Genomic DNA, 13687 nt, shown 5'->3' on the forward strand with positions numbered 1-13687 from the left:
CCACAGTCATCTGCGTGAAATCATATTCAGGACGCAAATCATCATCCATTTCAGAGTTCGGATTCATAAGCCTTACGTTCTTTAGGGGTTGCGAGACGAGCACTGATGAGACGGGTAAAATCTCCACGTTCTGTGTAAGCAACGACCAGTAACCTGTCTTTTGTTGACTCTCCCATTATGATAAAGCGTCTCTCATTGATTGAGTGGTCGATGTCCGCAAAGGTCAAAAACAGCGGATCTTCAAAGACGGACTTGGCTTCGTCAAACGGAACTCCATGCTTGTCTAGGTTGATTCTTGCTTTATTATCATCCTAGTCAAACAACATGGGCTAAATCCGTCAGAGGTCATTACAAACATAACAAGGCGATCGCCACTACTTCATCGATTAATCAACGCCTTCGATGGGTGCAAACCCTTGACGCTAGACATTCTTAGTTATATGACGCGGCTCTAGGAATTGCAGGAGATAATCAGGGCCACCCGCCTTAGACTCGACACCAGACAGCTTGAACACTAAAACCTCACGATATAATTTTAGCCAGAGTTCAACTCATTAAGTAGTCAAAATTTATGAGCACTCGCATTACGATTGAGTTACCAGATGACGTTTACCAGAGAGTTGAGCAATTTGCCCATCTCGCCAATCGTGACTTGTCCAGTGTTGTGGCGGAGAGTATTCAGCTTCTCATTCCTGCTTCCCATCCCAATAGCACAGCAACTCCTGCGATTACAGCTTTAGATGATGAAGAGATTTTAGGTCTAACCGAGCTACAGATGGAGCCAGAACAAGATGCCCGCCTTAGCCAGCTACTGGATTTACAACAAGCAGGGCAACTGTCCAATCCCGATTCCTCCGAACTTCAGACTCTGATGCAAGTTTATCAAGAAGGACTTCTGCGTAAAGCGACAGCATTAAACGAAGCTGTGAAACGTCGATTAATTCAACCTCTCAGCGAATGAGCTACATCTCAGAAGAGCTGCGCCAACAGGTGAGAGAAACCGCCAATAATCAATGTGGTTACTGCAAAAGCCTTCAGAAATATGTTTTAGGCATCTTAGAAATCGATCACATTATCCCAAAAGCAGCGGGCGGCTCAGACGAAGAAGATAATTTGTGGCTAGCTTGCCGTCTCTGTAATTCCTACAAAGGCACGAAAACCCATGGCATCGATCCAGTGACGAATACCACCGTTACTTTGTTTAATCCCCGTACTCAAAAGTGGTCAGAGCATTTCATCTGGGAAAGAGAAGGTGCTTTGATTCGTGGTTTAACTGCTTGTGGTCGTGCGACAGTGCTTGCTCTTCAACTGAATAATCCCTATGCAGTCATGGTACGACAAGCTTGGATTTTGGCAGGATGGCACCCACCCGATTAAAGTAATTGAGTTGATCGCCCTCCCGTATTTCTACAGAAAGGCGATCGCCACTATTTCATCAATTAATCAACCCCTTCGATGGGTGCAAACCCTTGACGCTGAACGTTTTCAGTTACATGGCGTGGCTCTAGGAATTGCAGGAGATAATCAGGGCCGCCCGCCTTAGAACCCACACCAGACATCTTAAAGCCGCCAAACGGTTGACGGGCCACGATCGCCCCCGTAATCCCCCGGTTGATATAGAGATTGCCCACTTCAAATTCCTCCGTTGCTCGCTCGATGTGTTGCGGTGTCCGGGAATAAAGGCCTCCGGTCAATGCGTAGTCCGTACCGTTGGCAACTGCTAAGGCTTCATCGAAAGAACTGACTTTAATCACCGCTAATACTGGCCCAAAAATCTCCTCCTGGGCGATCGCCTGATCCGCTTGCACATCAGTGAAAATAGTTGGGGACACATAATAACCATTGTTGGGAACTGCCGTTTCAAAGGCGACTTTCGATTGTTCCTTGCCCTTCAGGATGTAGTCCTTGATCTTCGCTTGGGCTGCCCCGTCAATCACCGGCCCCATCTTGACGCTCGGATTATCCGTTTCGCCGACCTGGATTGATTTCACCGCCTCCACCAAACGTTCCACAAAAATATCGTGGATCGCTTCCATCACAATCACGCGCGAACAAGCCGAACATTTCTGACCGCTATAGCCAAAGGCCGAATGGAGTACACCCGCCACCGCTTGGTCGAGGTCGGCACTATCATCGACGATAATCGCATTCTTGCCGCCCATCTCGGCAATGACCCGCTTCAAGTGTTTTTGGCCCGGTTGGACGATCGCCGCATTGGCATAGATATTACAACCCACTTCACGGGAACCCGTAAACGCAATCAGATGCACATCGGGATGTTTAACCATCGCTGCGCCTACGGTGGATCCACGTCCTGGCACAAACTGAAAGACACCCTTGGGGATCCCCGCTTCAATGAGGATTTCCGCGATTTTTGCACCGATCACGCTGGAGGTTTCGGCGGGTTTTAGGAGGGTACAGTTGCCTGTCACCAAGGCTGCAACGGTCATCCCCGTGGCGATCGCAAAGGGGAAATTCCACGGAGAAATCACCACCGCAAGGCCGCGCGGTTGGTAATGGTAACGGTTGGTTTCGCCGCAAACATCGTATTTTTTGAAACCCTGCACTTGGGATAAATCATCGGGTTTAACGGTATAACCCTGGTGCAAACGCTCCATTTCGTCGGCGTAGTAGCGACAAAAATCAATGGCTTCGGAGACTTCTGGATCCGCTTCCTTAAGGATTTTGCCTGTTTCTAGACAAATCCACGCATTCAACTCGTGGCGACGGGCTTCCATGATGTCGGCGGCTTTGCGGAGAATGTTGGCCCGTTCCGAGACGGGGGTTTTCTTCCAGGCGGGAAAAGCGGCTTTGGCGGCGGCGATCGCCTCCGTTGCTTGCTCTAGGGAAATTTGACCAACTTTACCAATGAGTTCTGTGGAACGGGAGGGATTCACCGAGTCCACAAAATTTTCGGTTTGTACATATTCACCGTTGATGTAGGGCAGATAACGTTTGCCAAGCTGTTTTTTCACCTCGGCGATTGCAAATTGGGACTTATCCCGCAGTTCTGGCTCGGCATAATCAACGTTGGCAGCCCCGGCAAATTGCAGATGACTACTATCAAGGTCGTGAATCGTTGCCTTGAGATCACCAGTGGGGGGCGCGATTAATTCTTCAACGGGACGCTCTTCTAGGTTCTGGCGGAGGAAAGAACTATTGGCGGTATTCTCCAACAAACGCCGGATTAGGTAGGCCATGCCCGGCAAAATTCTGCCGTAGGGACAATACACCCGCACCCGATAACCTTCTTTTACCAACGCCTTCGCAATTTGGTCGCCCATGCCGTACAGCACTTGACATTCAAAATTACGCCGGGGAATATTGAGTTCTTTTGCAATCGCACAGGCCACCGCCTGGGAACGCACATTATGGCTGGCGATCGCCCCGTAGAGATACTGATGGTTTTCCAATAGCAGCCGGATCATGCGTTCGTAATTAATATCCGTCGCGCCCTTTTCGTTGAAAACTGGCTGTTCCCAGTGGTTTTGCAGAGCCGTAATCGTTTCTTGATCCCAGTAAGCGCCTTTCACTAAACGGACAGTGACAGGGGTACCCCGTTCCTTAGCCCACTCAATCAAACTTTCTAAATCGGCGTAAGAATCCCGCAAATAGCCCTGCAATGTCACCCCAATATCACGGCGGTGCCGAAACTCCGCTTCTAGCAACACATCTTTCAAAATCTGGAGGGTGAGGGTTTTATATTCGTAATGCTCCATGTCAAAGTGCACCGCAACCCCCAATTCCTGGGCATGGCGTAACAATAGCCGCACCCGTTCCGCCACATTCTCCTTGCTGCCCGCCGGATCGAGGGGGTCAAACTGGGAATAAAACGCTGTCAATTTTACAGATACTTGCACCTTGGCGAGATCCTCCCCGTCCGCCGCATCAATGGCATCGACCTTAGACCAATGTTTTGCCGCTGTCGCCAAATCCGCCATTAAATCGAGGTAAGTTTGCTGATATTTTTGGGCTTCTGATTCGGTGATCACTGCCTCGCCCAAGAGATCAATGGTGAACGCCATTTTGTCTCGACGCAGACGTTCAACGGTTTTTAGCACTTGCTTGACGTTTTCCCCCGAAATATATTTAAACGCGAGGGTTTCCACGGATTTACTAATGGTTGCGGCCGCAATCTGTGCCGGAGGAGAATGGGGTTCGGTGAAATTGAGGATTTTTTTTAAAGCTCCGGGTAACTCCACCGACTCATCCCCTAGATACTGTTGGAGATGCTGGGCGATCGCCGTATTGTCCTTGAGGGCTGGCAACACATCAATGAAGCGAAACAGTTGCACCCGCAAATGGGGATTTTCCATGGCCCAGCCCAGCAATTTATCGTCTAGGCGCATCTGGTCTTGGATTTTCGAGAAAAATGACCGTTTTTCCCTGGTGGCAGCGATTAACTCCCTAGCAATTTGTTGGGTACGCGCTTCGTAACGATCCTGAGCATCGATGACCACGGCTAACAATTCTCCGAAAAGACCTATGGTTTAATTTTCCCGGAAAAAGGCAGGCCCAGGGGTAGAGGCTTTGTCAGTGTTTCAGGACTTGGTGAATTTATATTTTCAATCGTTCCAATCTGCGGCAACTGGCTGATTTTCACTGGGGGCAATGTTGGTAGCCTGCACTTGTGTTAAAAATTCCCCAAAGCTGGTGGCGGCGATCGCCATGTGGGTGATTTCGGCCATGGTCAGTGCCGGGGGCAAATCGGGTAATTGTCCTTGATAGGTGAGACTCGGTTCCCCAAACCGCTGCTGGAAAATTTCTCCAAGTACCGCCTTCAGGGTCGTTTGTTGTTGCTGTTGTAGTTGTTCGAGGGCCGCTGTTTGCTGGTTAATGGTCTGGAGCAACTGTTGGAGGGAGCGGCCTAAAATGCCCAATTCATCGGGGCGATCGCCAAAACTGGCAAACAAATCTGGATCAAAATTTTGGTGCTCAATGGCGGCCACGGCCATCGCGGTGATTGTATAAAGTTCCTCTAGGGATTCGGCATTTTCCCGGTGATTTTGTTCGAGGGCGTCGATCACTTGGTTATAACGGGTGGCAATGTGGCCAATTTCCGTAAAGGGTTCCACGGGCACCCGCAGGGTCAAGTCTTGGGTCGCGGCCTGGTGATCCATCACCTGAAACAGTTCGTAGGCATCGGTTTTGGCCCCATGTTCAGAAATATTCAAACCCAGGGCTTCGGCTTCCGGGGAAACCCGCAAAGGATACCACCGCTGCAACAGTTGCAAAATTAGCCAAGTCAGCCCCGTCCCCCAAGCAAGGGCGATCGCCACCCCCAAGAGTTGTACTAGCAGTTGACTATGGCGGGCTTCGACATTACCAAATAACCCGACACAGAGGGTTCCCCACAGTCCCGCGCCCCCATGGACGGCGATCGCATCCACCGCATCATCAATTTTGTAGCGCTTTAAAAGACTCGACACCCATCGGGCCACCCCCGCCGCCGTTATCCCCACCACCACCGCTAAGGGACTCGACACCAGATCGCAACAAGCCGTAATCGCCACCAGTCCCGCCAGGGAACCGTTAATAATTTCCTCGACCTCTGAGCGCTTGAGATACCATTGGCTGAGGAGCATCGCCGTCACCATCCCCGCAGTTCCTGCCAGCACTGTATTGGTAATAATTTGGGGCACCTGGTCATTAAAAACGAAGGTACTTCCCCCGTTAAATCCCAGCCAGCCCACCCACAACAGCAACGCCCCCAAAACGGCAAAGGGCAAGTTCGATCCTTGGATTTTTTGGGTTCCTGTGGGGGTAAATCGCCCTTCCCTGGCTCCGACTAAAAGCAAGGTGCCCAGGCTCACCCAAGCCCCCATACTGTGAACCACCGTACTCCCCGCAAAGTCGAGAAATCCCAGTTGCAGCAGCCAACCCGCTTCGTTCCAGGCCCAATGCCCGAAAACCGGGTAAATAAACCCCGACACCAGGACCACAATGATGATGTAGGCTTCGAACTTTAGCCGTTCGGCGATCGCCCCCGAAATAATCGTTGTGGCCGTACCGCAAAACATTGCCTGGAACAGGAAAAAAGCGGCCTCTTCGGGGTTCCCAGTCGTGCCCAAAAAGAAATTGCTCCCACCGATGCCTCCCCACTGGGATAGCCCAAACATCAAACCATAGCCAATTCCCCAGAACAACATCACCGACAAACCAAAATCGGAGAGGTTTTTAACAGCCACATTAATGTTATTTTTTGTGCGGGTCAGGCCAGATTCGAGGCACATAAAGCCAGCTTGCATCAACAGCACCAAACCAGCACAAATTAGCAACCACAGTTGATCAATCATAAAGTAATGGGTTTCCTTAGGAACGGATAATTCATCGGGATTAAATTAATTTTGCTGAAGAAAAAAGCCTATTTAGGTTGGAATAATTGATAAAACCGGGCAAATTTAGGAATGTCTTCTTCGTGACCCAAAACCACTAAAATATCCCCAGAAGTCAACATTAAAGTTGGACTTGGATGGGTGATAAAATCGCCTTGAAATCGCCGTAAAGCCACCACAATAAAAGCCCCTTTGCCGCGAATTTCTAGCTCCCGGACTGTTTTCCCCACGAGGGATGATTGGGGGGCGATCGCCAACTCGATCATCTGCACATTAATTTGTTGCAAAAGATCATTCAGTTGTTCCTGTTGAGAAGACTGACTAAAAAAATCCGTCGCGGGAGGTGTCGTAATCAAATTAGCCATCCGCGCCCCGCTGACACTGGCAGGTAAAATGACGTGGTTTGCCCCTGCTAACCGGAGCTTTTTTTCGGTACTGGGCACTTCCCCCCGCGCCAAAATCATTAAGTCTGGGTTCAATTCCCGGGCAGTCAAAGTAATAAACACATTGCTGGCATCGCTATCAAGCACCGTCGCTAAAGCCTTGGCCCGCCGAATGCCTAACCCCTGCAGAATCAGCTCATCTGCCGGATCTCCCTCCTTGGTTAGATAACTTCGCTGTTCAGCGATCGCCAATTGTTCTGGATCAATGCTGAGCACCACAAAAGCTTGTCCCGAATCTTCGAGTTTTTGGGCTAAAATTTGGCCAATATAGCCAAAGCCACAAATAACAATGTGATTTTCTAAATTGGAAATGCTTTTACGTTGTCTTTCTGCCTCAAATGCCCGATTAATCTCTCCCTCCGTCACCATTTGCACAAATCCTCCTACCCCGTAGATGGCTGCTGATGTCCCCGCTAAGATGACAAAAATCGTAAACAGTTTTTCCGGCGTCGTCTCCAGGGGTTTGACTTCTCCATATCCCACCCCAAACACCGTGATCACGACCATATAAAACGATTCTAGGGCCGTCCAACCAAACAGCATGTAGCCGCAGATCGCAATCACAATAGTGATTAAAAAAAAGATCGACCCAGTTGTTACCCGTTGAAAAGGGGTTTGGGAAAATTGAGGTGCAGCGTGGGGACGATCCATACTCTGAATAACTTTAAAGCGATCGCGATGGTTACCCTAGAGTATGACAGTTTCCCTCAATGTAGCTTGTATCTAATTTAGCTTCCCTGAAAATCGTAGTTTTCTGGAATTTAGCCTTAACCTTTTGCTTGAAATTTCTTACTCCGGAGAAAATTGATTAATTTATTCTTCTGGTGATTTTACAGGGATAGATAATGGTATTAAATAAAAAAAGTCCCCAGGCCGCTTGAGGATTTTATGTTAAGTAAAAACCCTGAAAAATAACGATGTTACTCCTAAATTCTGAAGCTAAACTGAGGGGATAAAATGTAGAAAATTAGCATTAATCTTGATGGTGAGTAGACGAGGCTGCCAGAAACAATTCCTTTAACTCAAAATGAATGACATCAGTCATTTTTTTAGAAGTATAGAGACGATTTCATCAGACCTGTTTAATCACTTCTACCACCACCTAATAACCACATTAAATTAAAACCAACGCTCACATCATCATCAGATTGACGAATTAGGCTACCAATATTTCCTTTGCCTGAGGTGTTGGTACCATAAACTCCTAAACCAAAATTGGATTTGGGGAATAAATAACGCGCACCAGCTGCCCAAACAAAGGGATCATCACTAAGCATAGGAGTTACTTCCCCAATTAACTGTAGTCCGGGAGACAGCTGTAAATTAACACCTAAACCTGCACCAACAATGCTCTCGTCAGAAAATAACGCTACTTTCGGATTTAACGTAAAACTAATCGTATCATTGGGAGAATAAGCAAAAGATAAATCTCCTAAAAAGGAATCGGTACCATCTTGAAATACAAGTGCAATTCTCGAACCTAAGGAAAAGGGATCACCTTGGGCCTGATTCAAAAAATTAAGTTTAGTCGCAACACCAGCTTTAAAATTATTTTGTAATGGTTGATCATTATCTGCTAATTGCGAAGCTAGAAATTCTATTTGAGCAGTATCACTGAGACCAAAACTAAGCTGTGCGCTACCACTGTCTCCATCAGTAGTAATTCCACCATCCAAAAGAATCATTCCTTTACGAACAGTGGTGGGACTACTAAGGAGAATGCCATCAAATAGTAATTGCTTCTCTCGATACGTCATAGGAGGAAAAGGGTTATCTCCAAAATTCCCCCGATAGGTTTGAGCAAGATCAGGTGTATATCTAAGCTTAAATAAAGCTCCTACTTCATCACCATTGGGCAGAAAAGTTAGTAACTTAGTTGCTGGCGTAGTGCCTAGCCGGTTGGTCACTGAAAAATCCAAGGCGAGGTTCGGACTATGCAAATAACTAAAACCAGCATTCCAAACCACTTTTTCGCTAATACTACCGTCTGTATTGACGCTATTGCCGCCAGAAGAGCCAATCGGAAAATTAATGTCCGCTAGCAAACCAAATCTTTCGCTTAATTGAAAAGTTATCCCTGTACCAACATTAAAGAAAGTACCGTAGAAATCTCCCCCATTAACGGTCTCAGGGAAAATCGTCGCTCCAGCCACTGCATGCCACTGAGCATTTTCGGAAATATTATATGTCACTGGTAATTGAATGGTACCAGCCAGAACATTATCTTTTTGGCGGGCAGAAGTACCTTGTTCACTGAATAAACCATTTTCGGAACGGACTTGTATCCATTCAAGTGAACCAACAATCCCAAGACTATAGGAAGGTTCTTCGATCAGTTTGTATTTAACATTTGGTGCTACAGATGAAAAAGTTAGATTAGTTCTTTCTCCATTAAATCTATCACCTAAAACATCATCAAAAAATGAGATGTCTGCACCTATTTGTAATCTGTCCGTAACACCATATTCAATAGAACCATAATATACTTGTAACCCCACACCAGTGGATTCTGAATTAGTAGGATAGACAATAAATCCAGAACTAAGATCAAGAACGCCTGAAGGCAATGTAGTTGCTGATTCTATAGTTGCAGGCTCTAAAAAATTAGCCTCGAAAGGACTGGTCGAATATTCAATGACTCGATTCCCTGTGACTATTGCTTCTTGAGTATCGGCATCTTCCTGCTCAACAATATCTGAAATCAGTATCTGAGCACTATTTTCTAAGTCGAAAGCATTGGCATCTGTAGAATTTCCTATCAGAGATTCGTTGACTTCATCTGCTGCAGCCACAGCAAAAAAACTAGTCACTAAATTGATAGAGAAAAGATATAGGCTTAGTTTTTTTACATTCATGGCAACAGCTAATTGATTAATCCACACAATGATAACGCCTTAAATCATATCCAGATCTTTTTTTGAAGTCAATGATGGCCGCTGATGTCCCCGCTAAGATAACAAAAATTGTAAAGAGCTTCTCTGGTGTTGTCTCCAGGGGTTTGACTTCTCCATATCCCACCCCAAACACCGTGATTACCACCATATAAAAGGATTCTAGGGTAGTCCAGCCAAACAACATATAGCCACAAATCGCAATCACTATAGTGATTAGAAAAAAGATTGACCCAGTTGTCACCCGTTGAAAAGGGGTTTGGGAAAATTGAGGTGCAGCGTGGGGACGATCCACACCCTGAATAACTTTAAAGCGATCGCGATGGTTACCCTAGAGTATGGCAGTTTCCCTCAATCTAGCTTGTATCTAATTTAGCTTCCCTGAAAATTACACTTTCTTAAAGTCTAATCTTAACCTTTTGTTGAAAATTTCTTACCTTGAAACAATTTGATTGGTTAGTCTATTCTTCCGACCATTTGACAACGATAAATTCTGGTGCCAAACAAAAAAAATCCCCCAAGTCACTTGAGGGAAATTACATTAAATTACAACACCGAAAAATAGTGATGTTTTATATTTTTATTGAGCAGCAACCCGAGCAGCGGCTGCTTCATCAGGATGGATCCCTAGGCGGGTGAGATTAATGCGTCCTTTGTTATCAATTTCGCGCACTTTAACCACCACTTCATCACCGACAGCAACTTCATCTTCGACTTTGCCCACGCGACCTTCTGCCAGTTGCGAAATGTGGATCATGCCCTCTTTCCCAGGCATAATTTCCACAAAGGCACCAATTTGAATAATGCGGGTGACTTTACCGAAATACACATCCCCTTCGTTGAGCTTGCGAGTCATGTTTACGATTAGGCGCTTGGCTTTCTCGGCATTTTCCGATTCAGAGGAGGCGATCGTTACGGTACCGTCATCGGCAATATCCACCTTGGCACGGGTTTGCTCGGTAATCCCTTTAATGGTTTTGCCACCAGGGCCAATGACCATCCCAATTAAATCAGGATCAATCTTAATGGTGAGCAGACGGGGAGCGGCTGGGGACAATTCCTTCGGCTCGGCAATGACATCGGTCATCTTTTCAAGGATATGGAGGCGAGCGGGCAAAGCTTGCTTAATCGCTTCTGCGACCACCTCAACGGCCAGGCCAGTGATCTTCATGTCCATCTGGAGGGCCGTAATCCCGTCCGCTGTCCCGGCAACCTTAAAGTCCATGTCACCGAGGAAGTCTTCAATCCCTTGGATATCGGTGAGGATACGGACTTCTTTTCCTTCTTTGATCAGCCCCATCGCGGCACCACTCACGGGCTTTGCAATGGGCACCCCAGCATCCATCAATGCGAGGGTAGAGCCACAAACAGAACCCATGGAGGTGGATCCGTTGGAAGATAAGACTTCAGAAACGACCCGAATGACATAGGGAAATTCATCCTTCGGCGGCAATACGGGTAAAAGGGCGCGTTCGGCCAAGGCACCGTGGCCAATCTCCCGGCGGCCAGGCGATCGCATTGGGCGAGTTTCACCCACGGAGTAGGGGGGGAAATTGTAATGGTGCAAGTAGCGCTTTTCGTCGGAGGGATGTAAATCGTCCATCTCTTGGGCATCACCGGGCGTTCCAAGGGTAGCAATGGATAAAACTTGGGTCAGACCTCGGTTAAATAAACCGCTACCATGGACGGCTCTCGGTAATACAGCAGTGCGACAGGAAATGGGGCGCACTTGATCCAATTTACGACCATCAACCCGAACCCCATCTTCGACGATTTGGCTCCGCATCAGCTTTTTCGTCAGCGCTTTGAAGGTGTTATCAATGAGCTTGGGTTCTTCTGTGGTTTTCAGCCGCAGTGGTGCATCTTCCGGCAGAGCTTCGATGGCCTCAATGATTTCTGTTGCTTTGATTTCATCGAGGGCGGCATCGCGACCATTTTTATCGAGATCAAATTGACTCAAGACTTTTTTGATCTTGTCCGTGGCGCGATCGCCAATGAATTTTTCGAGTTCCTCATCCTTAGCGGGTGGCTCAGCGCTGACCATCTCAACGCCAAGTTCCTTCATCAACGCGCGTTGGGCTTCGATCAACTCTTGGATCGCCTCGTAGGCGAAATCAATCGCCTCGATCATGTCCGCTTCTGGCAACTGATTGGCTCCGGCCTCAACCATGATCACACCGTCGGGGGTGCCAGCAACTACGAGGTCTAAATCCCCATTCATCATTTCTCGGTAGGTGGGATTGAGGATAAAATCATCCCCCACCAGACCAACTCGGACGGCGGCCATCGGCCCGTAGAAAGGTAAACCCGCGAGCAATGTAGCCACAGAAGCCCCCGTCACAGCGAGGACATCCGGCGGCACCTCTTCATCGAGGGAGAGCGTTGTGGCGACAATCTGAATATCGTCCCGCAACCACTGGGGAAATAGCGGGCGCATCGGTCGGTCAATGAGGCGCGAAATGAGCGTTGCCCGTTCTGGGGGGCGGCCTTCTCTTCTTAAATAACCACCGGGAATTCGTCCTGCTGCGTATAATCGTTCTTCGTAATCTACCAGCAAAGGTAGAAAGTCAATTCCTTGTCTGCCAGGGGCTGTCGTTGCACTGACTAAAACCGCTGTATCTCCTGATTCAATTAAAACTGACCCGCCGGCCTGAGGCGCAAACAAACCTGTTTTTAGTCGAATTTCTCGCCCATCGAAAGAAATCGACTGAATATGTTCTTGCATTATTGCGTGTTGTCCTTTTGTTTATGATCACTTTTCTTCGTTCTGTGGCAATCGTAACACTTTATGCTGGCCCCGATCCTAGACAGCATTGGCGATCACCCCTGGTTCCTTGAACTCCCAAAAATCTCCTTCAAAGCGTCAATCTCTGTCTCAAGAATTAAGAACTGTCATGTTTTTCTGATACGCCCCTTGCCAAGGCTCAGTTTCTCCGCTTATAATGCTCGCTTGTGGCTAAATGTAACCAGTTATACGAAGTTTCCTGACGAAGCATAGAACCCCTGCCCCCTTGTTCGTCGCATCGGTTCAACCCAGAAACAGGCTTCCCTCAGGCTGCATTTTCCGGTCACAATTTTTAGGCGATCGCCCCAAGCGACAGCCCCCCTCCTACAGTTACAGCAAGATACTGAAGCAAGCGCTTTAAGTCTTGGGTAAAACGTAGCACACCTACCTGTAGGCAAAAACCTTTCAGAGCCATAAAACACTCTGAATATCCAAGAGTAGAAGACAAGAACCACAACTCCTTCGGGAGCGGTTCATATTATTTCTACTCACCTTTTAATGTTGTCTATTAGTAGATAGAGGTCTCTGTTCCGTGTCACTCGGTATCCTCGGTACTAAACTCGGTATGACCCAAATCTTTGATAACGAAACTGGAACTGCGATTCCTGTTACCGTTGTCCAAGCAGGGCCCTGTACCGTCACCCAAATCAAAACCTCCGAAACAGATGGCTACACCTCCGTGCAAATCGGCTACGGAGACGTTAAGGAAAAGAACTTAACGAAGCCTCAACTGGGGCATCTCAAAAAAGCAGATGCTGCCCCCCTCCGCCACCTCAAGGAATATCGCCTCGACGACGTTTCTGGCTATGAACTTGGCCAAGCGATCACCGCGAATATTTTTGAGGCCGGCCAAGTTGTCGATGTTTCTGGAAATACCATTGGTCGTGGTTTCGCTGGTTATCAAAAACGCCATAACTTTAAGCGAGGCAACATGACCCACGGTTCTAAGAACCACCGTCTCCCCGGTTCTACCGGTGCAGGGACGACTCCCGGTCGTGTTTATCCCGGTAAGCGCATGGCGGGTCGTTATGGTGGAACCAAGATCACCGTCCGTAAACTCGAAGTCGTTCGCGTTGACGAAGAAAAGAATTTATTGCTGATCAAAGGTGCAATTCCTGGCAAAGCCGGCAATTTATTAAGTATTGCTCCGAGCAATATTGTGGGCCAAAAGTAATTGGGCTTGCGTGGCGATCGCCATTTGCAACCCCTTTACGAAAAACCACAGCTTTATTT

Annotated in this window: 9 protein-coding genes and 1 pseudogene; 3 read left to right on the plus strand and 7 right to left on the minus strand. The window is 47.7% G+C overall.

Features of this window, described 5'->3' with window-relative positions; translation table 11 throughout:
• Nucleotides 1-50 precede the first annotated feature (50 nt).
• Nucleotides 51-299: pseudogene (locus tag AACT35_RS04955) on the minus strand (BrnT family toxin); the annotation flags it as partial.
• Between the two features lie 272 nt (nt 300-571).
• Here AACT35_RS04955 and AACT35_RS04960 point away from each other — a divergent pair.
• The gene (locus AACT35_RS04960; protein WP_099241085.1) at nt 572-961 is read left to right on the plus strand and encodes a hypothetical protein; all 390 of its coding nucleotides are present in this window, start codon (nt 572-574) and stop codon (nt 959-961) included.
• Nucleotides 958-1377, plus strand: a complete 420-nt coding sequence (locus AACT35_RS04965; protein WP_099241087.1) for an HNH endonuclease — start codon at nt 958-960, stop codon at nt 1375-1377. The genes AACT35_RS04960 and AACT35_RS04965 overlap by 4 nt, the downstream gene beginning before the upstream one ends.
• Before the next feature lie 62 nt (nt 1378-1439).
• Here the strand turns inward: AACT35_RS04965 and pruA are convergent, their stop codons facing one another.
• From pruA to AACT35_RS04995, 6 genes are all read right to left on the minus strand, one after another.
• Entirely contained in the window at nt 1440-4460 is a 3021-nt protein-coding gene (gene pruA / locus AACT35_RS04970) for an L-glutamate gamma-semialdehyde dehydrogenase (RefSeq protein WP_099241148.1), read from the minus strand.
• Nucleotides 4461-4565: 105 nt separating this feature from the next.
• Entirely contained in the window at nt 4566-6296 is a 1731-nt protein-coding gene (locus AACT35_RS04975) for an ammonium transporter (RefSeq protein ID WP_099241089.1), read from the minus strand.
• Nucleotides 6297-6364: 68 nt separating this feature from the next.
• Nucleotides 6365-7429 carry a potassium channel family protein gene (locus AACT35_RS04980; RefSeq protein ID WP_099241090.1) on the minus strand — a complete coding sequence of 355 codons (1065 nt, stop codon included), beginning with the start codon at nt 7427-7429 and terminating at the stop codon, nt 6365-6367.
• Between the two features lie 431 nt (nt 7430-7860).
• Nucleotides 7861-9660 carry a hypothetical protein gene (locus AACT35_RS04985; RefSeq protein ID WP_254048089.1) on the minus strand — a complete coding sequence of 600 codons (1800 nt, stop codon included), beginning with the start codon at nt 9658-9660 and terminating at the stop codon, nt 7861-7863.
• Nucleotides 9650-9964 carry a potassium channel family protein gene (locus AACT35_RS04990; protein WP_254048090.1) on the minus strand — a complete coding sequence of 105 codons (315 nt, stop codon included), beginning with the start codon at nt 9962-9964 and terminating at the stop codon, nt 9650-9652. Before AACT35_RS04990 ends, AACT35_RS04985 begins: the two co-directional genes overlap by 11 nt.
• Nucleotides 9965-10249: 285 nt before the next feature.
• The gene (locus AACT35_RS04995; RefSeq protein WP_062433293.1) at nt 10250-12394 is read right to left on the minus strand and encodes a polyribonucleotide nucleotidyltransferase; all 2145 of its coding nucleotides are present in this window, start codon (nt 12392-12394) and stop codon (nt 10250-10252) included.
• A 592-nt stretch (nt 12395-12986) separates the two neighbouring features.
• Here AACT35_RS04995 and rplC point away from each other — a divergent pair.
• Nucleotides 12987-13628 (plus strand): 50S ribosomal protein L3, encoded by a 642-nt coding sequence (rplC, locus tag AACT35_RS05000; protein WP_012306690.1) that lies wholly within the window; start codon nt 12987-12989, stop codon nt 13626-13628.
• Nucleotides 13629-13687: the final 59 nt, after the last annotated feature.

The organism is Synechococcus sp. BDU 130192 (assembly GCF_963876085.1).
GTDB lineage: Bacteria > Cyanobacteriota > Cyanobacteriia > Cyanobacteriales > MRBY01 > MRBY01.